Origin of the sequence: Trichocoleus sp. AS-A1 (genome assembly GCF_039962015.1) — a bacterium.
Lineage (GTDB): Bacteria > Cyanobacteriota > Cyanobacteriia > Cyanobacteriales > FACHB-T130 > FACHB-T130.
Genome location: NZ_JAMPKG010000019.1, coordinates 35,250 through 58,908 on the forward strand (window position 1 = coordinate 35,250; position 23,659 = coordinate 58,908).

The window sequence follows — 23,659 nt, forward strand, 5'->3', positions numbered from 1 at the left end:
TACTTAGTTTTAATGTAATTAATGAATGCAGTACAGCCAAGCTAACTCTGTAAATCTCCTAGATCAGAATTATCGGAACATTTGTTTAACTTATCTAATTCTGTTCTTCTAAAATTGGCTTGGGCTGGCATTTCATGATTTTAACCAGTCGAGAAATAAACTAAATTCAGTCTCTAAGCAATCCCAGCTTAGGTATTTTGACGTGGCATTTGTTTAATTGGTGATTATTTCATCAAATCTTTAAAAATCCTGATAGAATTTGTTCGTAGTTTTATGAAACATTTCTTTAGGGTTTGTATCTTGGAAATAGGGATGAGCAAATACTCAAGCAATTGGAAAACACAAGGGTGAACCTAATGAGTATGATCTGCACAGACAAACAGCCGAATACCCTAGAAAGTATTGCACTCGCTTCAGCAGAAAGCGTACAAGCAGCTAAAGTCGTTCGCTCGCCTAAAAAGCAGCAATTCGATATCCTGCGCCCACTCCGTCAATGGCTGGACGGAATTGCGATTTCTGACCGTCAGATGGCTGAGCTTCTCGCAAAGGCGATTCCGGCACAGTGCCCCTTTGAGCGTGATATCAAGCTATTTGGTCACAAAGTAGGACATATTCCTCCGTTGTGCAAACTGAATCCGTTTTATGACCAACTGGTAGGATTGCGTTTTCGGGCGCTTTGTTATCTAGTCGATCAATGTGGTGTGGATATCCAGTCCTACATCTAGAAAAAGCTAGAGCAAATTGTACTAAGGCAAGCATACGCTTTCTGGCGATCGCCAGATGACAGTAAAGGTTCATCAACTCAGTCAATCGCATCTCACCCAGTTGGGCGTCTCCGCTAGACCCATGTGGATGAAAGAAGTTTCCGAATTTTCCTAAACCTACGACGATCCGGAAACTTGCTAGTTTTTAGAAGAGGATGTCACTGTAACGCCGGAAGATGGAAGGCTAGTGCAAAAGGCCAAAGGCGACTTGAGTAACTCCCGCCAGGATGCCTTGCACTTACAAGATGAAAGATTTTAGCCAGGTAACGCTGCCAACTGCAACTCAATTTCATCGGGATTGAGCTTCTGACCAATAAAGACTAACTGAGTTTGCCGGGTTTCCTGTGGTTGCCAAGGACGGTCATAAAATTGATCGAACCTCGTTCCCACTCCTTGTAATACCAGCCGCATCGCTTTGTTGGGAACTGCCACAAATCCCTTGATTCGATAAATTTCCTGTTGTTGCACCAACGCTTCTAACTGTTCTTGCAACTTCTGGGGATCGAAAGTACGGTTTAAAATCACTTGAGTTGAGGTAATTTCTTCGTCGTGATCGTGGTCTTCTTCAGTGTCGTGATGACTGGGACGATTATCTAAGTTGTCTTCTACGGCACTCTGGAAACCCAAGAGAACCTCCGGATCTAATTTTCCGCGATCGCTCGGTACCATCTTGACAGCACGAGACAGTTCTCGTTCAACCAACTTCACGACCTCAGCTTGCTGCGTAGCATTCACCAGATCGGTTTTATTCAACACCACCAAATCGGCACACGCCAGCTGATCTTCAAAAAGTTCTTGCAATGGGGTTTCGTGTTCCAGATTGGGATCTTCCTGGCGCTGTGCGTCCACCGCTTCGGGATCGCTGGCAAAGGTTCCCGCCGCCACCGCTTCGCAATCCACGACGGTAATCACAGCATCTACCGTTGCTGCATTGCGAATTTCGGGCCAGCGAAACGCCTTCACCAGCGGCTTCGGTAACGCCAATCCTGATGTCTCCACTAAAATGCAGTCCAGGCTATCTCTGCGCTTCAGCAGTTCTAGCATCGTCGGCAAAAATTCTTCCTGAACCGTACAGCACAAGCAACCATTGGTTAATTCAACAATGTTGCTGGTGCTGTCGGCTTCTTCTTCTGGACAGTAGCCACAAGAACGCAGCAATTCGCCATCAATCCCCAATTCGCCAAACTCGTTGACTAAAACAGCGATGCGGCGTCCTTGATTGTTCTGTAGCAGGTGGCGAATCAGCGTTGTTTTACCACTCCCTAAAAATCCGGTGATAACAGTGACGGGAATTTTGGTAGCCATTGTTTGAAAAGTGTTGAGTTTTGAGTTTTGAATTAATCATTCAGTACCAAGGCAGCTAGGGTGTATCTCTGTTTCTTTACAAGTGCCTTGTATACACGATTGACTATTCTAGGCTGAAAGCTGAAATTTAGGTGGATGGCGCGATCGCAGCTAAACTCTGGATGTCTTTCCCCAGCAGAATCTCATCATTAGATAAATATAAAAACTAAATGCTTGAACCCCTTGTGTAGTAGCTATTTCAAAAATAAGAGACGTTTTCCGTACTACCTTGACAGGCAATCTGCTTGTTCTTTTGGCAACGTGAGTCTATTAACAACAAATAAGATACAGTTATCGCCATCAGCCAGTGCAAGGTGAATGGATACCCCTTCACAGGCTTAAAGATAGTTGATGGTGGATACAGGTGGCTCTATATTAGCTCCAGCTTTTTCCCTCAGCATCAGTAAGCGATCGCTCCAATTCCAAATACTCGCTTTTAGCCGCTTGCCGCCTATGTTTCATCATCACCACTTCTCCTGCACCGCTGGTACAGAAGCGTCATTCAAGCCAATGATTTTTACTTGTTTACACGAAAAAATATTGAAAATTTGTATACATAGCTACTTATTTTTTTAGTTCAAAGAAAGATATTGAGGTCATTATTTTTACTTGTTTTGATGAGAAAATATTAATATTCATGCACATGAATACTCAATCCATTTATCTAAAGATATTATTGAAAAAATTCCTGACACTGGCACGTAGAGGTCAATAATTTATGGCTTACGAACGAGTCTCCAAACGCTCCTCTGGGAATTCTCACATCCATAAAAAAGATTCTCGCTGGACTACCCCTGCGATGCCAGTGCAAGCTAAACCAGTTTCTGCGTCGCCACAAGAGCAGGAACTACCAAGTTACACTCCACTACCCGCTAATTGGGCGACTAATAATAACTTGATGCGGAGTCTGTCAGGGGCAGGAGTAGTCCAGCGTCAGGAAGAGTCGGGCAAAGAGGAGCTAGAACCGATTCAAGCGAAGCTTACCATTGGTCAGCCCGGAGATCAATATGAGCAGGAAGCTGACCAAACGGCACAGCGAGTCGTAAATCAGATTAACGCACCAGTTTCCAAGCAATCATCTCAAGGTGAAACTCTCCAGCGCGAGGAGATGCCTGAAGAGGAAGAACTTCAGATGAAACCCGCATCCGGTACTCTCCAGCGCGAGGAGATGCCCGAAGAGGAAGAACTTCAGATGAAACCCGCATCCGGTACTCTCCAGCGTGAGGAGATGCCTGAAAATGAAGATGAAGAACTTCAGATGAAACCCGCATCTAGCACTCTCCAGCGCGAGGAAATGCCCGAAGATGAAGAACTTCAGATGCAGCGTAAATCAGATAGTGAACCAATGGCGGCTACGCCTGACTTAGAATCATCTATTCAACAGGCTAAAGGTGGGGGACAATCACTCTCGGACAATATCCGAGAACCGATGGAACAGGCATTTGGGGCTGACTTCAGTGGCGTCAAGGTTCATACAGATGCTCAGTCTGACCAGATGAATCAATCCATTCAGGCGAAGGCATTTACAACGGGGCAGGATGTCTTCTTTCGCCAGGGGGCATACGATCCGGGGAGTCGGGGAGGGCAGGAGTTGCTTGCTCATGAGTTGACTCATGTGGTGCAGCAGAATACGCAAAATGCCAAAATTCAGCGTGTGGAGCAAGGAAAGGGGAAGGAAGAAGCAGCAGAATGGGTGAAGAAAAATCCGAGACCAGAAGGTTTAACGCCTTATAACAGGAAGCAGAAAAGAGCAAAACAACCTAGCGATTCCGAACAAGACATAACCTTGACTAATCTGGGACGAACAGAAGGAACGAATGAGTTTCTAAAAACTCTACAAAATCCAGAAACGCTTAAAGCATATCAAGAACTTGAACAATTAACTGGGAAAGATATCCTCAAACAAGCAAGTATTTGGCCCGTAGGTAAAGGGACTTTTGGGACAGTGGTTCCCTATAAAAAATCAGGAAGTTCAGATAGCGATCCTGCCACTCATGTAATTAAGAAAGAAAACCTTGGTGAAAGAGATTATGATGAACGAAAAGCCGAACGTAAGCGAGCTATATATATCCCTTTAGTTGCTCATGAGTTGGGATTTACGCATATGCCGCTTTCTACATCAATGCCGCAAGAGAGCCAGATAGATAATAATAGACAGAACAAACAGAATAATGTCCTTTCTAATCTAGCACCAGGAAAAGATGGCAGCAAAAAGATGCGTGAAATAGCAGAAAGCTTTCCCGATTTTCAAGAAATAAATACAGCTTTTGAAAATTTTGTAAAAGAGAAGACAGGGAAATCTATAGCCAATATTTCAGAGGAAAAACAAAATCAACTCAAAAAAGAATTTGGATTTAATCAAAAAGCATCTGAAGCTTATGAAAAATTTACAAGCGAGAAAACTCAGGAGCTGGATGTAGATGAGCAGCAAATTCAGGATGTAGTCATCCTCGATATGCTGTTTCAGTATCAAGATGGTTCTTATACTCAATATATGTTTAATCAGGGTAATTTACAAAAAATTGATAATGATGATTATGGGATAGGAAAAGTAGATAGGAATAATACTGGAGTATATTCAAGCTCATTTCCCGTTGGATTACCTAACGCCAATAAACTTCTTACTGAGGATACTAAAAAACGCATTTTGGAAATGGATGGGGAACACTTAAAAAAAGTACTTAAGGCAGCTACGTACAAAGATAAATCTGACAATAAACCAAAAGATAAGCAAAAGCAACAGGTATTTGATGAAGCAAAAGCTTTACGTAACTTAGAAGATATTCAGTTTCTAATTAGGGAAGCAGAGCAATATGGTGGAATCTCCCTCCGAGAAGTATTTGACTTATACAATGCTAGAGATAAAGTAGATGAGGTTCTCGATCCTGAAAGGAGCCAAGCAACAAAAGATGAATATAAGTCAAAAATAAGGCAACAAACAAGACAGGATTCAGACGAAAAAGTTGCACCTAGTCAGCTATACAATATTTTAGGTGTTGACTCCCCTACAAACCGACCAGATCTTTTTACAAACTATATTAATGTCCACGAAATTTTGGGAGAACGTGACAAAGAGCGTCAGGAGGAGCTAAAGAAGGAACGTGAAAAACAGGGCGATGCTCCAAGTATCATGGACAATCCAGAGTTTATAGAAGCTATCAAGAAACGCTCGACCCAACTTCGACCAGAGCGCCAAAAAATTGTTCAAGAACGGCAACAAATTGTTCGAGAACAGCAACAAGCTAAAAATTTGAAGGTTCTACAAAAGCTAATTAATGAACTACCTAGTAAATTTGAATCGTTAGAAAAGATTGAGGTAGATGAGCTTTTGAAATCAGCGCAAGAAATTAAAGATACAGAGCAAATCGAAGGTAGCAATCATAGATTTAGTCAGCTCAAGAACTGGAAAGCAAGACGCATTAAAGGCAAGGTTCGGGAACAAATCGCTACACCTATGGCAACTAACGGCTCTAATGTATCAGACAAGTTGTTAAATGAGGCAGAAAAGGAAATTTCAGTCATTAATCATGAAAGGATTAGAAGTAAGGCGATGTATCCCGTGCAGGTAGCCCGCTTTAAGCAACTTATTATAAATAATGAATTTACTCTCGAAAGGAGAACCAATTTCCTCAACAAATACCTCGACACAATCGTAAACAGTATTGATGCTATAGATTCAGTTCCTCTTGAAAAACTGAAAGCTTTTGGTAAGATTCTCTTAGAAGTAACGGCAAAATTAGAAGCTGATATATATGCCTTGAATAAGTTAATAGAGCAGATAGAAAAGATAGTGAATAATGTACTGGAACATAAAGAATACGCCAAAGTTTTTGGAAAAACTAATGTTTTCGAGGAGGGTATTGCTAATTTGAAAAATGTCATTGAGTCATATAAAAAAGTAGCTGAGCGGAGTTCTGAATTTTAGACTCAATCAAAAACCACGCTATATGTAGGGAATTTAGGCGACAATTTTCCTGAAAAAGCACTACTGTGGCATTAGTCTAAACTCCAGGGAGTTGGGTACTCTGAGAATATGAACCGTGTTCTTGACAAGAAAAGACCTTGCCTCAACTCCTCTACTCCTCCAAAAAAGATTAATCGCCTTCACTCCACATCATCCGGTAAGTCTTTATCGTCATCCCAACTTAATTCCAGAAAATATTGCGAGCGCTCACCTCCACAGAACAACAATTTAAGCAATAGCATAGTGCGATCGCTGATTTTGTAGGGTGCGTCTCAATGTACCCTACGAAATGCGATCGCGTTTACTTTGTTGAGGAATCAGCAGAGGATGCGATGGCTCCAGTTCTTGACTCAGCTGCTCCGTTTATCTTTGCTTACAGTTCCCCAAATCACAAATGCTTCTCTTATTGAACAGCTAATTCAACAAGCTACAACTGTCCAAAAAGCCAAAAACCACCCGCAAGCGGTAGCAATTTGGCGCAACGTAATTCTAACGCACCCTAGGCGATCGGTTATTAGAGCCTATCCGCAAAAGCAAAATAAGATAAAAAGTGTTTATAGCGGTTCTCAATTTGAGCGAAAGACACTCGTAGGCGCGTTGTGAAGCTATGCGCCTACTCTAAGTTGTATTGGATGCCAGTAGTGAGAACCGCTATAAACCACAGATGAACGCAGATATTCACTTAAGCCAAGGACTTTTTGGATGAGTTATAAGCTACTGGCTAAAGATAAAGATGACTCACGCTTGCGCTTCGTGGTTCATAGTTCGCAAATAATTTTCTATCCCTCAATGAACTATGAACCGTCTTATTAAATCAGGTTGATTTGTGCCATCCTACTTGATTAAGCTTGTTGCCACATCTCTTGAATTTCACCTGGGAGATAGCTAGCAACTTCCTGAATTCGTTCCGAAGACAGCTCCTCTTTGGTTGCAGAAAATACGGCTTTAATAATTGTTTCTGCGTCTCTTCCGGGTAAGTTGCCCTCTTGCCTCAGTCGAACTAAAAAGTTCTCCGGCTTGATTTTTAGCTGGGGTCTTATCTTGCTTAAGAAACTGACAATTGGATTTGTGTCTTCCCACAAATCTTCCACTTCATCAGTTGCTGACTTGTCCAGTTCTTCTTCGACTCGCTCCACCGCTTCATTCGTCATTACGTCGCGCATGGTGCGGAAGACTACCTCAGTCGCATTTTTTGCCTCATCCAGATCGTTTAAGTTCCCCTTTGCCTTGACTTTCTCTAAAAATGCGTGATGTGATGCCATAATTCTCTGCAAACCCTAAAATTATCAAACTTGGTTAAATAAGCGCTCTCAAAATGGGAACACTCAAACTCTAGTTAATTTATAAAAGGAATTTAGTTCTTACGTCTCTCTGAAGAAGTAAATGATTTTACGTAACTTTTATCTGAATTTTCAGCCAATTAAATCGTTAGTTGCTGTATTATTAGCCATTTGATAGAGTAAAAAATATTACCTCCCAAGCGGGATGTGACTTTCTCGGTGTGTGGAAGCGCTGATACAACCGCTGCAATCTTGTAGATTTCTTAAAAGTCCATGCACTTTGTAATTCGGAAAATGAAACCTGTTCATCCCTCGCGTCCAAATCGCTTCATTTCTAGCAATTGGCGAATCGAGCAACTGCCTGGATTAAGTGCTGAAAATCAAGCTGGACTAATAGACTGTGGCATAAGAACCACTTTGCAACTACTCCAGCAAGCCAGTAGCCCAGTGCAAAGACAAGCCTTAGCTACCCAGTTACAGATTCATATTCAACACATCAATAAATGGGTGGCTTTGGCGGACTTGTCTCGCCTTCCGGGTGTGGGTTGCGAATATTGTGGGCTGTTGCTTCATGCCGGAATTGCTTCTTGTGCCCAACTCGCCCAGACGCCCGTTGAAAGGATACATCAACAAATTTTGCGGCTCCAAGTCGCCACTCTACAACGCCGGGATCTCTGTCCCACGCGGGGCGCGATCGCACAATGGATCGACCAAGCGCGTGCAGCTGCGCGATCGCCTTCTTGCAGTCGCGTCTAAGAGACATTTCCTATCACCACGATGCCCGATAAAAGCTGACAATCCTGAAAGCTTGATGATAATGGCTTCACCATCACCTAGCCTCCAGGATTGTAGAAAATCGTGTGTTGTAGTTTAAGAGTCTTGAGGGAGCGTCAACTTATTATTCGGCAGTTGCGAGGTCAGTGCTGCCACGAGTGCGTTTGCGTGTCAGCGTGTTGAACAACATCTGACCAATTGCCTTGATCAAGTTGCCATTTAATTCTTGGAACAGCTTCATATTCATGGCAAAAGCATCATTGGCTTCATCCACAATCTTGTCTGCTGTGGCGTCATCAATGGGCAGATCGTTCATGGCTTGGCGATAAGTTGCCTTGAACGCCTTTTCATCGTCAATTTCTTGAAATTCGTAGAAAGCTGTCCCTTGCCCATCCGTGAGGTTCATCGCCCGTTGAGCAATGCCTTTGAGGATTTGACCGCCGGATAAGTCGCCAAGGTAGCGGGTATAGGAATGGGCAACTAACATTTCTGGAGCCGAAGTCGAGACTTCGCGGATGCGCTGGATGTATTCTTCAGCAGCAGGCGAGGCAGAGATTTGTTCGCGCCAGTTGGTGCCGTAGTAGTAAGCGAGGTCTTGTTCTAGGCTCTTTTTCCGGTTTAGCTGGGGAAAATAAATCTTAGACAGAATGGGGTGTTGCCGGTGCCCTTCCATCTCTTCTTCCATTGCGGAATAGACGAAGTAGAGGTTCTTGACCAAATTCCGGTAAGAGTTCTTCTCAACAACGCCTTTTAAAAAGCACTTGACAAAACCAACGTTTTCCGCCATTGTGTGGGATTTTTTGGTTCCCTCACGCAATTTGGTTGCTAAATTGCTGCTCATGCTAAATTTCTTATCCCTAAAGTCTACGGAGGAGCGTACCGATCTTTTCCACGGCTTGAAAACCGCTAAAACGTTAGATTAGACTGATTTGCTGAGAATTTTCATTAAGAATTTTGAACATCGGCAGCTCTTGAGGCTAAGTCGCGGGGAAGCAAGGCAGCGACGATTTGGAATTCTAGATCGGGCTAAAACGTCGCTACAAAGCAGCCGCTAGGCTCTCCGTAAACATTTTATAATTTCTCATTTTCTGGGGATTAGGGAAATCAACCCACTAAAAAGGGCGGGTTTCCCCGCCCTGAAAGGCTAATCGATGCCTCATTGTTACCCACATTTAAAAGCTTGAATGCCAAAGCTTGAAACGATGGAATTCAGGTAGATACATCTGTATTGAAACAAGGCTTTGATAGATATCTAGAAAAATCCGCTTCAGTCAGGGGAGTGTCAAGTCCTACTGTGCTGTCTGACTAGAACCAAGACTTGCTTGAATATCCGGAGGCAGAATTACTTTGTCAACAACGTGGATGACGCCGTTGCTGGCTGGAATATTCGGCTGGATCACTTTGGCGTTGTTTATGGTGATTTCGCTGCTGGCACTATCAACCTTAACGGTAACGGGGGTACCTTCAACGGTTTTCACTTCGCCGGATTTTAGTTCGGTGGAAGAGATTTTACCTGGCACCACATGGTAGCTCAGAAGCTTAACTAGGGTTTGTTTGTTTGCTGGTTGCAGAAGTTTGTCCACAGTACCGGCTGGTAAAGCGGCGAAAGCGGCATCAGTCGGTGCAAATACCGTGTATGGCTTGTCTCCACTTAATTGGTCAGTCAAGCCTGCTGCTTGCACTGCTTTGGTGAGAGTGGTGAAGGAACCATTGCTGGCTGCTGTTTGTGCCAGTTCTCCCAGGTTTTTGTCTTCGGTTGCCGCACCATTGGCTTCAGCACCAGGGGAGGCAGTAGGAGAAACTTCAGCACTGGGTGAGGTAGTAGTTGCAGGAGCTTCAGCAACTGGTGATTCGGTTGTTGCGGTCGAATCGCTCGCCGGAGCTTGGTTCGCTGTGTTTGCACCAGGCTGACCGCCGCAAGCAGAGAGAACGACCAGGCTACCAACACCGATGACGCTGAACAACAGTTTTCCTAAACTTTTCATGAATGGCCTTTTGGTAAAGATAAATTACAGAGCTATTCACAAAAGTTAATAATAAATTGGTCAAGAGCTTCTCAGCCTATGGAGGTATTTAGAGATGCGATCGCGTCTCTCTAAGGAAAGGTATTACCAGGCTAATGCCAGCCCATCGGCGCGGGGTTCGGAAGCGGCAACCAGTACCCCGCCTTGCCGCAAGATGATCTGCCCCTTGCCAAACATTCCGGGTTCTGCACTGATTTGGATATCATGACCGCGTTCAGCGAGCGCTAAAGTGATATTCCGGGGTACCATCTGTTCTAAAAGCACTGTCTTGCCAGCGACAAACCGCCATCTCGGTGCATCCAGCGCTGTTTGGGGGTTCATCCCATAGTCTAGGAGGTTGACAACGACTTGCAGATGTCCCTGCGGTTGCATGGGTGCCCCCATGACGCCAAATGGCCCTAAAGGTTGATTGTCTTGGGTAAGAAAGCCGGGAATAATCGTGTGAAAGGGGCGTTTCGCGGCTCCCACTTGATTTGGGTGTCCCGGAGTTAGGGTGAATCCCGATGCCCGGTTTTGCAGGGCGATGCCCGTATCGGGAACCAGAATGCCGCTGCCAAAGCCACTGTAGTTAGATTGGATGAAAGATACCATCAGTTCGCCGTCAGCCGCCGCTAGATAGACGGTGCCTCCCTTGGGTAAACCAGGCTGAGCGATCGCAGCTTCTTTTCCAATCAAACAGCGTCGTTCGTCAGCATAAGCTTTGTTTAGGAGATGTTCTAGGGGCACCTCCATAAACCGAGGATCGCCAATATATTGATGTAAATCTGCAAAAGCCAGCTTCATCGCCTCAATTTGCAGATGGTAGCTAGAAACTGATTCGCGGGGGTAATCGGGTAGGGGATAACCTTCGAGAATATTCAAAGCCATTAGCGTTGCGATGCCTTGAGTATTGGGAGGAATTTCCCAGACGGTAATGTCCCGGTAGTTAGTGAAAATCGGCTGCACCCAGTCGCAGGAGTGGGTTGCCAAGTCAGATGCTGTCAAAATACCGCCGGTTTTAGCGGCAAAGTTAGCGATTTTTTCGGCAATTTCCCCTCGATAAAAGCTTTCCCCTTCAGTTTGGGCGATCGCTCTTAGGGTTTTGGCATGAAGCGGACTCCGCCAAATTTCCCCGGCGGCGGGTGCCCGATTTTCTGGAAAAAATACTTCTTTAAATGGCTGAAACTCTGGTGCAATCAGCGGCAAATAGATTGCCTCGGCTCGCTTCCACGCCCGTGCCGTCTCCGGTGACACGGGAAAACCTTCTTCAGCGTATCGAATCGCCGGGACAAATAGCTGCTCAAACGGTAGCTTTCCCCAACGCTTCCATAATTTTTGCCATCCCGACACCGCACCCGGTACGGTGACAGTCAGCCAACCCAAATCGGGAAATTGCTGCATCCCAGCAAAAGCGTCTAGATTGAGATGGTAGGGACTTTTCCCCGAAGCATTCAATCCGTGCAATTGCCCATCCCAAACTAAAGCGAAAGCGTCTGCACCGATGCCGTTGGAGGTGGGTTCTACGACAGTCAGCGCGATCGCCATCGCGATCGCGGCATCCACCGCATTTCCCCCAGCCATCAGCATTTCCATCCCAGCCAAAGCCGCCAGAGGTTGGCTAGTTGCCACAGCACCTCGCTGCCCCATCACCACTCGTCGGGCACTAAAGTAGGGATAATCGGTTAAATTTTCTGGCGGCATTGTATTTTTAAACCGGGCAATTTATAGCTGGATTAAAGCGGGAAACTCTGTACCAAAGTCGTCTGTACTGCCCCCTGTTCAGCCGGTTCGATCGTATTCATTAGAATAACCGCATTGCGTCCATTTGGGGCTAAGCGCACTTCTCTGAGCGCATATTTCATCGTATTATCGCGGTATGTATTCAGGCTGCTCAAGGTACGTCTCCGATTGTTGTAAATAATCTCAAGTTGGAGGGCAGCACGATCTGTATCCGCATTTCCTCCATACGCAACTGATGGGATATATTTTTGCCGCATTAATACCTGTAGAGGGTCTTTCTTATTCTTCACTAAAAAGGTATAAACTTCACTTCCATCTGGGTTGGTGACGCGAGAAAGAGCAGGCAGTCTTCTTCCTGCCGCTGGACGATTTAATTTTAATTTGTACCGAATTTCCGCTGTTTTTTTGAGTAATTCTGTTTCAGCGGCTTGAGTCGTTGGGCTTGAAGATTCCTGAGTATTTTCTGTTTCTATACAGCCATATTCAACGCAAGAATTTGTAGGTGCATTTACGATTTGCAATTGTGCTTTAGGCGTTTCCGTAATCGGGTTACGATAACTTTCTAGATAAATATAGTGACGACTATCAGTTGAGAAACCTGATAGTCTAAGACTGGTTTTGAAAATTTCCGCGAGTGCGTCTGAAGATATGAAAATCGTCGCAAACGCAACAAAACTCAGTGAAATTACGGGTAAACTTTTCATGGCAATTTTATTCTTTTGAATGCAGAGATTATTTGATTTTAAATTTTTACTTGAGGATTGACAATTTCTTTTAAATTAGCGAAACACTCAGTTCCTGTTAAACTGTTGCCCGCTCAGCCTAGAAGCTTCTGCACCCTAAAATTCCTTAGAGTCAACTGTAATAGATATTTCCTGGGAGGGATGCTTTTTAGTATGTTTGCTTAATAAAGCTAGGAGTTTAGAGTCAGCAAGCAAACCCCACATTGGCAACAACAAAAGCATCCTCTCTAACCCCCTATTTAAAAAAACAGCGATAGAATATCATCCGTTAGCTCTAAACACTCAAGAAAATTTCAGCATGAACTTTTTTACCTACCTGTTGCACTTAGCCGGATCGGGTGCTGGGGCTTACATTGGTGCCCGCCAAATTCGCGATCCTTTAACGCGCCCAAACGTCCTCGCCGGGTTCCAACTGGCAGAATCTGGTTCAGTTCCATTTCTGCAAGCCTTGAGCGATCGCGCCGCTGCTGAAGGCGATACGTGGCTAGCTGAAAAACTTGCCCGCCACGCCTCTGATGAAAAGCGTCACGGTCAAATTTTTGCCCAAGCGCTGAAGCGGCTGAATAAGCAAGTCATTGACTTCAAGAAAGCCGCTGAAGCTAAGCCAGAGGGTAAGCCGGATGAACGCCGCCGCAGTCCCTTTTTTGAAGCTTACTTTGAAGGATACTCCCAAGAAAGCTTGAAACCGCAGAATATTGACTGGGTGGTGTTCATGGCTAGCACGTATATCCTAGAACTGGATGCCAGCAAAGACTTCGTTCGCATGGCTAATGTGTTACCAGAGGATGAACCGAACAGCGCTAGCTTGAAAAAGGGACTCCTCAGTATCGCCCACGACGAAACCGGACACGCCGCTTATCTTTTAGAAGCGCTAAAGCGTCGCCTCCCAGATGCAGCAGTAGAAGAGATGGTGGATGCGTGGCGGACTCGCAAGGTGAATGCTTTGTTGGCAATGGTGACAAATCTGATGCAGAAAAGCGGACAGATGCCTTCTCTGGTTCAGGATGGCGTTCCCACAGAAATGTCTGAGGAAGCAGAACTAGCGGTAGCTTAACCTATTTTCTCGTTCTCTGATTTCCTGTAGGGCTTTCGCATTTAGGCGAACACTTCTGTTACACACCCTGATTTTTGAACCCGAAGACTTCGCCCTCAATCTAGCCGTGGGAAGGGCGAAGCCTTCGGAGCAACTATTGTTACAGCAAGCGTTTTTTCGCTGGAATGCGTAAGCCCCTACAATCATCAGGATGCTGTAGCGCGGTCGATTTGGTCAACTTCTCGATCTGACAGCTTGACATCGACAGCACGCACAGAGTCTTCAATGCTAGAAACTTTACTTGCGCCGGGAATAGGCACAATGGCTGGAGATTTTGCCCGCAGCCATGCTAGGACAATATTGTAGACAGAAACGCCTTTTTCTTGGGCAAGTTGAGCGATCGCATCAATATCTTCCAGTTTGCCCACGCGACGGCTACCACCCAACGGACTCCAAGGTAAAAACGTTAGTTGTTCCTTTTCGCAATACTCCAGCACTCCGTCCTCTTCCGGCTGACGATTCCAAGGATTGTACTGATTTTGTACAGAGACAATCTCAACCACATCACGGGCGCGTTTAATTTGCTCTACTGAAAAGTTAGAGACGCCGACAAACCGGATCGTTCCTTGTTCTACAGCTTCTTTGGCTGGTTTCAGCGACTCTTCAATCGTGTAATCTGTATCGGGTGCGTGGTATTGCCAAATATCTATCGGCTTTCCCCCCAAAGTCTCAAAGCTGATCCGAATTGTCTCTCGTAGATGCTTGGGGTTGCCGTTGCGCGTCCAGCTACCGTTAGGGCGCATCAGTCCGCCCTTAGTGGCAACCAGAACATTACTCTTATCACCTGAATAAGAGGAAAGCGCTTTACTAATTAAGCCTTCGTTGTGGTGCTTATCTGATTCATCTTTGCAGTAGGAATCAGCGGTATCAATCAGCGTCACGCCCAAATCGAGGGCGCGATGGATGACTTTGATGGATTCTGATTCTGGGGGTCTGCTACTTAAAGACATCGGCATTCCACCCAGTGCGATCGCGCTGATTTTGACACCTGTATGTCCTAGTTCTTTCGTTTTCATTGTTTGATTTTGCTTTCGTCTTCTACCCCTTCAATTGATTGAAGATTGCCGGATGGAAATCGTCTGTCTGACGGTTAGTTCTCAACAAGCGATCGCAAATTCTGTTGGTCAACACCTTGCAAGGACACAGCATTAGCGTGTCCATACGTCTAAAAGGGCAATTCTAACTCGACGCACTCGTATAAAATCGCAACGCAAACCGCCAGAAAACCCGCGAAGCGAATAATAGCGCCAACGCCAGAATTCCCGCACTCACTATCCAACCCACCTCGACGCGCCCCAGCATCGCCTCCGCTGGGATAGTCGTTAAAAACGCTACTGGCACTATGAAAGTAAAGAAAAAACGGTAAGCCGCGGGATAAGCAACCATTGGGTATCGCCCAGCTTCTAAAAAGCCTCTGAGTACCTCAGTGACGTTGTAGATTTTCACAAACCAGATGCTAGTCGCCCCCAGCATAAACCACAGGCTGTACAGAATTGCGAAACCGAATAGTAGCGGTATCGTACTTAAGAAATAGTCGCTGATTCTCAAACCCAACCGCGCCCCAGCATAGCCAATCAGCACCCCTCCAAAGACTAAATCTGGCAGTCCCCAAGGAGAAAAGGCGCGGGTAGAAAGCCAAAATTGGCTGCTGATTGGCTTCAGCAGCACAAAGTCTAATGTCCCTTGCTGAACCTGATCGACAATCCGGTTTAAATTAGGCACCAAAAAGCTATTAGAAAAGCCTTGCAGGATCGTAAAAACTCCCAACACAACCAAAGCTTCCTCCCATTTCCACCCTTCAAAGGTGTAACCATTGCGGTAAAACAAGGACAACCCAAACATACTACCGGCTAGGTTTCCCAAACTACTGAGTGCTGCTAGAACAAAATTAACCCGGTATTCAAGTTCGGCAGCGATCGCTGTACTCCAAAATAGCTTTAGTACCCGTAGATATCGTTGCATCTTCTCAAGGTTGCAAGGTGTGCCAATTTGAAAGTAACGCGATTTGCGGATAGCAACACGGCGAAAGCGATCGCACTCTTCCCCTCTTTCTTCCTACGCCCCCATCCCCGAATATTGTTTTAATCCCCGCCGCCACATCCAACGATTCCAGACAAAAAACAGCAAGCACCAGCCGAACATTGCCAACAAACCCCGCCCTAAATCCACTGGCAACCCTACCAACAACGCCGCCGGGAAATGCACCAGATAGGGAAATGGCGTCCACAGAACCACCTCACGCACCGCTGGCGGAAAAACTTCTAGGGGTGCCACAACGCCAGAAAGAAACAGATACAGCAGAAACCAGAATTGTTCGATGGCGCTAGCGCGTTCCGTCCAAAAAGCGAACAGAGCAAACGTGTATTGGATGAGAAAGCGGAGAGTGAAGGCGATCGCTAACACCCCGAAAAATAATAAAATTGTCCCCACACTCGGCAACCAAAGAGCCTTCGGGTAGAGAGTGAAAAACAAGATTATCAACCCCGCAATGAACGGTAAACGGGCAAGGCGTTCGGAAAGATGAGAAGCGACATGATGCCACACCGGGTCTAAGGGTTGCAGCAGTCGAGAAGACAACGTCCCTTGTACCACCTGCTTCTCAAATTCCCAAATCACCCAAACAACCGTAAACTGCCTAACCAGAAAAGCTGCAATGAAATAGCGGGCAAAATCTACTGGCGACAGTCCAAATTGTCCACCTTGCGATGCTGCTTCCATCCAAATCCCCATCAAGATGAAGGGCACAGAACCCGATAGCGCCCACAAAAATAGTTCTGCCCGATACTCCAGCATATGAGCGTAATAAGCTATCAGCAAAGTTTTGGCGGTTCTAATTGCTGAACTCATACAACGACTCCTGCACGAAACACCTGACCGATTACTTCTTCAATCGGCGGGTCAGTCACCGCCAAATCCAATACATCCATTTCCGCCAAAATTTTAGCGACTGTGCGCGTCAGTGCCTCCCGCCGCACCAGCAACCGCACCACTTGACCTTCTACCGCTTTGATTTCACCATAAGACTTTAAAGATGCCAAACTTCCCCTTTCTACATCATTTTTCGGTAGCGGATGCGCCAACTCTACTTTCACCTCGCGGTAGGGGGCAAAGCGGTCTAGGAGTCCATCCAAACTACCATCATAAATTAGCTGACCTTGATGAATCAGTAGCACCCGCTGACACAAAGCCGTGATATCTGCCATGTAGTGGCTGGTTAAGAGAATCGTCGCTCCATAGAGCTGATTGTACTCCCGCAAAAATTCCCGCACCCCCACCTGAGCATTGATATCCAGCCCCAGCGTCGGCTCATCCAAAAACAGTACCTTAGGCTGGTGGAGGAGAGCGGCTAGCAACTCAGCCTTCATTCGTTCCCCTAGAGAAAGTTTCCGCACCGGCTGATTCAGCTTGCCTTGCAGTGAAAGCATCTCCGTTAGTTCCCCCACCATGCGCCGAAACTCTTTGTCGGAGATGTTATAAACAGCGGCGTTTATCCTCAGCGAGTCCATCGCTGGCAAGTCCCAGAGCAACTGCTGCTTTTGCCCCATCACCAGCGTAATTTGTTTCAAAAAAGACGCCTGACGCTGGAAAGGAACCTGTCCCGCCACTCTTACATTCCCTGCGGAGGGATGGATTAACCCCGTGAGCATCTTCAGAGTCGTCGTTTTTCCCGCGCCATTGGCACCTAAAAACCCCACTACTTCCCCCGGTTCAATCTCGAAGGAGACATCTTGAACCGCCTTTACCTCGCGGTAGGTGCGGCGCAGAAAGTGCTGTAATGTCCCCTTAAGTCCGGGTTCTTTGACCGCCACTGGGTAGACTTTGCTCAGTTTCTCAGCCGAGACAATAGGCATTGCAATTAGCTTTTTCTATAAATCTAACTTGATACTCTAAAAAGCGGCTGGATGTCCCTATCCAATGGCAAGACTTTAATGGGTATCCAACATGACTCTCAATTCCAGCCTGAGCTTTTCCAATACCAAGGTATTTACGTTTTTGTCTATCTGCCTCATAAACTGCAACTGGGAGTTGCACAGGTCTAGGATTTGCAGATGACTGGGGGTTTCAGATGGATGATATCAACGAAATAGGGCAGAGGTATCCCCTGCCCTAGATAGCGCCGCCTCTCATTAACTTACGGACTATGCATAAACTCGACCGTTGAGATAATAGTCTCGCGTACCCTTGGCGTTGATAGCTTCTCCCAACCGATTTAAAGCATGGACGTAAGCTGCTGTTCGCATTGGAATGGCTAGTTCCTGAGAAATTGCCCAAATTTTCTCAGTTTCTTCGACCATTTTTTCCATTAAGCGTTGATTGACTTCTTTGAGCGTCCAATAAAGTCCGCTGCGATTTTGTACCCATTCAAAGTAGCTGACTGTAACGCCGCCCGCATTAACTAAAATATCGGGAAAGACGTAAATTCCCCGTTCTTCCAAAATTCTGTCAGCGGCTGAACTAACCGGGCCGTTAGCAACTTCAAAGATATACTTTGCTTTGATATCCTTGACATTCGCCTCATTAATTTGATTTTCTAAGGCGGCGGGAATCAAGACATCCACATCTAAAGCTAAAAGTTCCTCATTGCTGATGACTTCGTGTTCATCCATGTGGCAAACGGTGTCTTGGCAGTAGAGGGCTTTAATACCTCTGCTGGAGACTTTATATTGCCGAATACTGGGAATATCTAAACCTTTTTTGGAATAGACACCACCTTGGGAATCGCTAACCGCAACAACTTTATATCCAGCTTTGTAGAGTAATTCTGCTATCTCTGCACCAGCATTCCCAAATCCCTGAACGGCTACGGTTGTCTCTTGAGGGAGTCGGTCAACTTTGCTCATGATGCTTTCAATCACAAAGAAAGCACCCATAGCAGTAGCAGTATCTCTACCTAAACTACCCCCCATCGTTAACGGTTTGCCGGTGACAACGGCTGGAGTAATTTGACGGCGGATAATACTGTATTGATCCATCATCCAACCCATAATCATGGGATTGGTGTATACGTCGGGTGCTGGAATATCCACGTCAGGGCCAATAAAGTCTGCGATCGCATCCACATAACCCCGACTCAACCGTTCTAACTCCATCTTCGAGAGTTCTTTCGGATTCAGCGTAATTCCCCCTTTCGCTCCGCCAAACGGTAAATTTAATACCGCACACTTAAAAGTCATCCAAAAGGCTAAGGATTGCACTTCATCCATTGAAACATTGGGGTGATAGCGTACCCCTCCTTTAGTCGGCCCTCTGGTATCATCGTAACGGACACGATAGCCCTGAAAAATCCTCAAAGTGCCGTTATCCATCCGGACAGGAATTGAAACGGCTAAACTGGCTTTTGGATATTTTAAGTGTTCGGCTGCATCGTCGGAAATAGAAACAAATTTTAGGGCTTGTTCTAATCTTTGGCTAGCATCAGCAAATAATGAGTCTGACATCCCACGATTCCTCCTGTTGCACGATCAAGCTGGTATGCAAATACAAATTTCACTTTAAGAAAAGCAGAATGGTGCAAATTAAGATAACTCTTGAGGACTGAAAGTAAAAAGTTAACTGGTATGAAGCATAACCAATTACCCATTACAAACCCTACAAGTAATGTTTAATTACACCACCTGCTTCAGTAGATTCTCGCAATAGAAAACGATTGCTTTGGCTAGGGTTCTTAATTAAGTAGGCAAAAACCGAACCCCCTCTAAACCTATTTTTCAATAGGGAATTTTGCGAGTTGCTCATCGTCGAGTTTCTCAGCAAAGTGAGGATTTTTTGTTTATTTTTACCGACTTAATAAGTGTGCGCGTCGCACGTATTGCAATTAATTTTCTTTCTTGGAAGACGCTTAACTTTCCCTACCAACATTAAAACATAAAAAAAACTGTATTATATGTAACATTTTAAGAATAAGCGACACAATTCCGGTTTAAGTGGAGTTTGGGACAGCGGATGAGGGGGGATGACCCATCAGCGCGATCGCTGTTTATGAAATATCTTGGAAATTAGTGGCAAGCTCTCTAAAGCAGTGTGAAACTGTAAACAGAGGAAATAATTCTCGTCTGCCCTGATGTCAAGCAATCAGTTCTTGTGTCGGCTGAATTCTTATGATTGAAATCTTAGCCGCACTCTCTGCATCTGCGGCGGCAGGAATGAGAGTAGCTCTTCCCTTGCTGGTGATTGGTCTATTGCATAGTACCAATCTCTGGTCAAGCGTGCCCCTACTGTCGCGCTTTCCTCCTCCTGTGGTTTTAGGAGTGCTAACCAGCTGGTCGTTATTTGAGCTGTTCGCCTCGAAAAAGCTGTTGGGTCAGCGCGTACTGCAACTGATCCAGCTACTTTTCAGCCCAATTGTCGGAGCGATTATGGGCGTTGCCGTTGCCCAAATTGCTGGCGCTTCCACTGGGCTTCTCTGGATAGTTGCTGTGGTGGGCAGCTTATTAGCGTTCGTCCTCCAGCTAGTTCAGGTCGGCTGGTTCTATCGCTTGCGGCGTTTACCGCTGTGGGTCGTCTTTTTGCAAGATGTTCTGTGCGTTGTCTTGGTCGTCTTCGCTTTCGATGCGCCCAAACATGGAGGACTCATCGCCTTACTCTTGTTGTGGCTAGCTATTCGCAGCTCCAAGGAATGGTATCGCTGGTATCGAGGACAAAAACGCTCTAAGGGGCACTATCAGCAACCCGATTAAAGGAAAGCAAAAGTAAAAAGGCAAAAGAAAGGATTGTTTGTTTTTAGTTTGGCTTTTTTACTTTTTTATTTTATTTTTAGTTTTTACATTAGCCCAACAAAGTGTAGAGGCCCGCGACCGCTAATTAACTCGATTACCAAGGCAAGAAAGCCCAGCATTGCCAGACGTCCGTTCCAGACTTCTGCTGCTGTGGTCATGCCCCACTCCCAGCGCTCTTGGGGATACATTTTGACTTTCTTTTTGAGCTGTGTGACTTGGGATAGCTTCAAGCTGGGGGCGTCGAGAGCATCAATCACCAAAGTCGCCATTGCTTCAATAAAGCGGGGATGAGTATCTAATGCTGGCACGCGGCGGAAGTCGTGGATGCCAGATTCTTCTGCCAGTTCGCGGTACTCGATGTCAATTTCTTGTAAGGTTTCGATATGCTCGGAGACAAAGCTAATCGGTACAACTAACAAATTTTCGACTCCCTTGGCCCCCAGTTCTTTTAGGGCGTCTTCGGTATAGGGTTTAAGCCACTCGACTGGCCCGACTCGGCTTTGATAAGCCAAGGTGTGGGAATTGGGTCGATTGAGGGTCTGCATAATTAGAGCGGTGCAGTCCTCAATTTCTCTTTGATAGGGATCTCCGGCTTCTTCAACGTAGCTGACAGGAACACCGTGAGCGCTAAAAAAGAGATGAACTTGGTCGGGATTGGGAAATTGGCCCAGTTCTTGGGAAATCAACTCAGCCATTGCTTGCAGGTAGCTGGGTTGGTGATACCAGGAGGGAATGACGGTGTATTCGATTCGGCTCAGTGCTGGGTCTTCCTGCCACAGTCTTTCTAAAAGGCGGAAGCTGGAACCGCTGGTACTGATGGAAAATTGAGGATAGAGGGGGAGAATTACCAGGTGTTCTATGGCGTCGCGTTTGATGCGGGCGATCGCTTCTTCTGTAAAGGGATACCAGTAACGCATCCCGATGTAAATATTCGCTTCTTGTCCTTGTTGCTGCAATTTTGCCTGAAGCGCTTCTGCTTGGGCTTCTGTAATCCGCCGCAGTGGGGAGCCGCCCCCGATTTCCCGATAGTTTTCTTGGGATTTTTTGGTTCTTAAGGTGGAAATCAGCCACGCTAAGGGTTTCTGTAGCCCAGAAAAGGGTATGCGAATAATCTCTGGGTCGGAAAACAGATTAAACAGAAAAGGCCCAACATCCTCTAAATCATCCGGCCCACCCAGATTTAGTAGCAAAACTCCTACACGACCCATAGCGGTTACAGTTTCCAAATCTTTCATTTTCGTTACTGATTTTAACAATAATATTCTTTTAAAGGTTCGGGTCTGCAATAAGAGATACAGATTTTAACTACGGGTGGAGTAGGGGCTACTATTTTAAGGACTTGGAGTTATCAACACCAGTGGCTGTATGATGCGATCGCTCGTTTAGCTGCTGTGAGTGTAGGCGGGGAAGCAAGATTTCGTCAACTACCTTTGCAAGGGTTAACGATCGATTCAGAAACGTGCTGCTATGCATGAAATGGAACCCGATCGATTGCGGCAAATTCTCCAAGAAGTTTACCGGGTACTAAAACCGGGAGGTATCTTTGCCTTGGTCGATTTTCATCGTCCCACAAATCCGCTATTTTGGCCTCCAATCTCCCTATTTTTGTGGCTGTTTGAAACAGAAACCGCTTGGCAGCTGTTAAAGACGGATTTGGCTGGGTTGTTGCAGGAGATTGGGTTTAATCTGGTGGAAGAACCGACTCTCCATGCAGGTGGAAGTTTGCAGGTGATTCACGCCCAGAAATAAACTACTCCAGAACGCACCAGAAACAGAGCCAGGGGGAAGCAGCGCCTCTACTCTGCATTCCCAGATACACGAATTAGCTGCAAATGAGACGCCTTCTCTTGCCTCACAAGCAGCTAATCGCCACTAGAAAATCAAGGAAATATATTACAGATGAAAAGCGAAACAATTGAGCTGTTGTCAAACCGGGAGTTAGATAAAATGCGCCAGGCTGGACGCTTGGCGGCTGAACTCCTCAACCATCTAGAACCGATGGTCAAGCCAGGAGTCAGTACCCTAGAAATCAACGATGAAGCCGAACGCTGGACTTTGGCTCACAAAGCGAAAAGCGCCCCGCTGGGCTACAAGGGATTTCCCAAGTCTCTTTGCACCAGTATCAACGAAGTGGTCTGTCACGGCATCCCCAGCGCTAAACAGGTTCTCAAAGAAGGAGACATCATTAACATTGATGTGACGCCGCTGGTGGATGGCTACCACGGCGATACCTCTAAGACGTTTTTTGTCGGGAAGCCCTCACCCATCGCGAAAAAGTTGGTTGAGGTGACGCTGGAGTGCCTAAACAGAGGAATTGCTGAAGTCAAGCCGGGGGCGCGGATTGGCGATATTGGGGCAGCGATTCAAGCGTACGCTGAAGGAGAAGGTTTTTCTGTGGTGCGGAACTTCGCGGGACACGGTGTTCACCGCATTTTCCATACTGCACCAGAGATCCTCCATTATGGTAGACGCGGAACCGGGAAGCGTCTGAGACCAGGCATGGTTTTTACGATTGAACCGATGATTAATGAGGGAACTTGGGAAGTCGAGCTTCTCGACGATGGGTGGACGGCTGTCACACTCGATCGCAAGCTCTCCGCTCAGTTTGAGCATACGGTGGCTGTTACTGAGGAAGGCGTCGAAATCCTTACCCAAGCTTAAGATTAGCGGTTCCCCGATCAAAGGTTGCTTTGTCGGGATCGAGAAATTGCTGGGAATTTATCAGGAGCGTAGATGCACCAGGTTTTAGTTAAAAAATCTAAAATTGTTTGGCTTCTACCCAATTCTTCGCCGCAGTACCTTTGGGAGGATAAATTCATGGAAATCCCTGAGGTGAAAGCATCCCCCGGCTTATAGCCGTGGGGAGTTTCAACGGCGTTGTTTTTGTAATTCAGCAACTTGTGCTTCTAGTTTGTTGATACGCTGCTTGAGTTCGATTACCAGAGTGGCTAGGCGGTCAAACATGGGGTCTGCTGAGGCTGGTCGATTGCCTCTAGGGGCGATAGGAGGCGCTGGTTTTGTTGAGCCGGTTCTTCCAGAGGGGGACTGGTTCTGTCCTTGTAACTGCGACTGTAGCTGATTTATTTGCGATCGCAATTGATAAGTTTCGGATTCCAATCTAGAAATCCGCGATTCTAAGTAAGATGACTCTTGCGCCAGTGTTTGTTTGGGCAGCAAGGCGATTCCCAACATGATGGCAAGGCAAAGCAACTCCATTTTTCTGAACATACATTATCGA

General features: G+C 46.0%; 19 protein-coding genes and 1 pseudogene. 7 read left to right on the forward strand and 13 right to left on the reverse strand.

Features of this window, described 5'->3' with window-relative positions:
• Positions 1 to 362 precede the first annotated feature (362 nt).
• Positions 363 to 725 carry a Mo-dependent nitrogenase C-terminal domain-containing protein gene (locus NC994_RS15840; RefSeq protein WP_190410141.1) on the forward strand — a complete coding sequence of 121 codons (363 nt, stop codon included), beginning with the start codon at positions 363 to 365 and terminating at the stop codon, positions 723 to 725.
• Between the two features lie 294 nt (positions 726 to 1,019).
• On the opposite strand, the gene cobW is transcribed toward NC994_RS15840, so the two are convergent.
• Positions 1,020 to 2,069: a cobalamin biosynthesis protein CobW gene (cobW, locus tag NC994_RS15845; protein ID WP_190438979.1), complete on the reverse strand. Its 1,050-nt coding sequence runs from the start codon at positions 2,067 to 2,069 to the stop codon at positions 1,020 to 1,022.
• Positions 2,070 to 2,826: 757 nt separating this feature from the next.
• On the opposite strand from cobW, the gene NC994_RS15850 reads away from it, so the two are divergent.
• Positions 2,827 to 6,033: a DUF4157 domain-containing protein gene (locus NC994_RS15850; RefSeq protein WP_199299748.1), complete on the forward strand. Its 3,207-nt coding sequence runs from the start codon at positions 2,827 to 2,829 to the stop codon at positions 6,031 to 6,033.
• An 881-nt stretch (positions 6,034 to 6,914) separates the two neighbouring features.
• On the opposite strand, the gene NC994_RS15855 is transcribed toward NC994_RS15850, so the two are convergent.
• On the reverse strand, positions 6,915 to 7,334 hold the full coding sequence (locus tag NC994_RS15855) for a DUF2267 domain-containing protein (RefSeq protein WP_190429698.1): 420 nt from the start codon (positions 7,332 to 7,334) through the stop codon (positions 6,915 to 6,917).
• Positions 7,335 to 7,646: 312 nt separating this feature from the next.
• Here NC994_RS15855 and NC994_RS15860 point away from each other — a divergent pair, with 312 nt between their 5' ends.
• Positions 7,647 to 8,108 carry a DUF4332 domain-containing protein gene (locus NC994_RS15860; protein WP_190438980.1) on the forward strand — a complete coding sequence of 154 codons (462 nt, stop codon included), beginning with the start codon at positions 7,647 to 7,649 and terminating at the stop codon, positions 8,106 to 8,108.
• 142 nt (positions 8,109 to 8,250) lie between these two features.
• Here NC994_RS15860 and NC994_RS15865 read toward each other — a convergent pair whose 3' ends face one another.
• The 4 genes from NC994_RS15865 to NC994_RS15880 all read right to left on the reverse strand — a co-directional run bounded on the left by NC994_RS15865 (position 8,251) and on the right by NC994_RS15880 (position 12,573).
• Complete coding sequence (locus NC994_RS15865; RefSeq protein ID WP_190429697.1) at positions 8,251 to 8,967, reverse strand: heme oxygenase (biliverdin-producing); 717 nt, start codon at positions 8,965 to 8,967, stop codon at positions 8,251 to 8,253.
• A 448-nt stretch (positions 8,968 to 9,415) separates the two neighbouring features.
• Positions 9,416 to 10,111, reverse strand: a complete 696-nt coding sequence (locus tag NC994_RS15870) for a fasciclin domain-containing protein (protein WP_190438982.1) — start codon at positions 10,109 to 10,111, stop codon at positions 9,416 to 9,418.
• A gap of 123 nt (positions 10,112 to 10,234) precedes the next feature.
• Complete coding sequence (locus NC994_RS15875; RefSeq protein WP_190438985.1) at positions 10,235 to 11,830, reverse strand: gamma-glutamyltransferase family protein; 1,596 nt, start codon at positions 11,828 to 11,830, stop codon at positions 10,235 to 10,237.
• A gap of 32 nt (positions 11,831 to 11,862) precedes the next feature.
• Positions 11,863 to 12,573 carry a DUF2259 domain-containing protein gene (locus tag NC994_RS15880; RefSeq protein ID WP_190438987.1) on the reverse strand — a complete coding sequence of 237 codons (711 nt, stop codon included), beginning with the start codon at positions 12,571 to 12,573 and terminating at the stop codon, positions 11,863 to 11,865.
• Between the two features lie 337 nt (positions 12,574 to 12,910).
• Here NC994_RS15880 and NC994_RS15885 point away from each other — a divergent pair, with 337 nt between their 5' ends.
• Positions 12,911 to 13,666 carry a ferritin-like domain-containing protein gene (locus NC994_RS15885; protein ID WP_190410114.1) on the forward strand — a complete coding sequence of 252 codons (756 nt, stop codon included), beginning with the start codon at positions 12,911 to 12,913 and terminating at the stop codon, positions 13,664 to 13,666.
• 185 nt (positions 13,667 to 13,851) lie between these two features.
• Here the strand turns inward: NC994_RS15885 and NC994_RS15890 are convergent, their stop codons facing one another.
• From NC994_RS15890 to NC994_RS15910, 5 genes are all read right to left on the reverse strand, one after another.
• Positions 13,852 to 14,721, reverse strand: a complete 870-nt coding sequence (locus NC994_RS15890; RefSeq protein ID WP_190438989.1) for an aldo/keto reductase — start codon at positions 14,719 to 14,721, stop codon at positions 13,852 to 13,854.
• Positions 14,722 to 14,884: 163 nt separating this feature from the next.
• On the reverse strand, positions 14,885 to 15,667 hold the full coding sequence (locus NC994_RS15895) for an ABC transporter permease (RefSeq protein WP_190410112.1): 783 nt from the start codon (positions 15,665 to 15,667) through the stop codon (positions 14,885 to 14,887).
• Positions 15,668 to 15,760: 93 nt separating this feature from the next.
• Positions 15,761 to 16,552, reverse strand: coding sequence for an ABC-2 family transporter protein (locus tag NC994_RS15900; protein WP_190438992.1), 792 nt, complete (start codon positions 16,550 to 16,552; stop codon positions 15,761 to 15,763).
• Positions 16,549 to 17,556, reverse strand: a complete 1,008-nt coding sequence (locus tag NC994_RS15905) for an ATP-binding cassette domain-containing protein (RefSeq protein ID WP_190410110.1) — start codon at positions 17,554 to 17,556, stop codon at positions 16,549 to 16,551. The genes NC994_RS15900 and NC994_RS15905 overlap by 4 nt, the downstream gene beginning before the upstream one ends.
• A 288-nt stretch (positions 17,557 to 17,844) precedes the next feature.
• Positions 17,845 to 19,143, reverse strand: coding sequence for a Glu/Leu/Phe/Val dehydrogenase (locus NC994_RS15910; protein WP_190410109.1), 1,299 nt, complete (start codon positions 19,141 to 19,143; stop codon positions 17,845 to 17,847).
• Between the two features lie 660 nt (positions 19,144 to 19,803).
• Here NC994_RS15910 and NC994_RS15915 point away from each other — a divergent pair.
• A complete protein-coding gene (locus tag NC994_RS15915) occupies positions 19,804 to 20,382 on the forward strand; it encodes a DUF4126 domain-containing protein (RefSeq protein ID WP_190438995.1) in 579 nt (192 codons plus the stop codon).
• 83 nt (positions 20,383 to 20,465) lie between these two features.
• Here NC994_RS15915 and hemH read toward each other — a convergent pair whose 3' ends face one another.
• Complete coding sequence (gene hemH / locus NC994_RS15920; RefSeq protein WP_190439105.1) at positions 20,466 to 21,629, reverse strand: ferrochelatase; 1,164 nt, start codon at positions 21,627 to 21,629, stop codon at positions 20,466 to 20,468.
• 90 nt (positions 21,630 to 21,719) lie between these two features.
• Between hemH and NC994_RS15925 the strand changes: the two are divergent.
• Both NC994_RS15925 and map read left to right on the forward strand, forming a co-directional pair.
• Positions 21,720 to 22,170, forward strand: a pseudogene (locus NC994_RS15925) (methyltransferase domain-containing protein).
• Positions 22,171 to 22,320: 150 nt separating this feature from the next.
• Positions 22,321 to 23,082 carry a type I methionyl aminopeptidase gene (gene map, locus NC994_RS15930; RefSeq protein ID WP_190438996.1) on the forward strand — a complete coding sequence of 254 codons (762 nt, stop codon included), beginning with the start codon at positions 22,321 to 22,323 and terminating at the stop codon, positions 23,080 to 23,082.
• Positions 23,083 to 23,289: 207 nt separating this feature from the next.
• Here the strand turns inward: map and NC994_RS15935 are convergent, their stop codons facing one another.
• Complete coding sequence (locus NC994_RS15935) at positions 23,290 to 23,649, reverse strand: hypothetical protein (RefSeq protein WP_190410106.1); 360 nt, start codon at positions 23,647 to 23,649, stop codon at positions 23,290 to 23,292.
• Positions 23,650 to 23,659 lie beyond the last annotated feature (10 nt).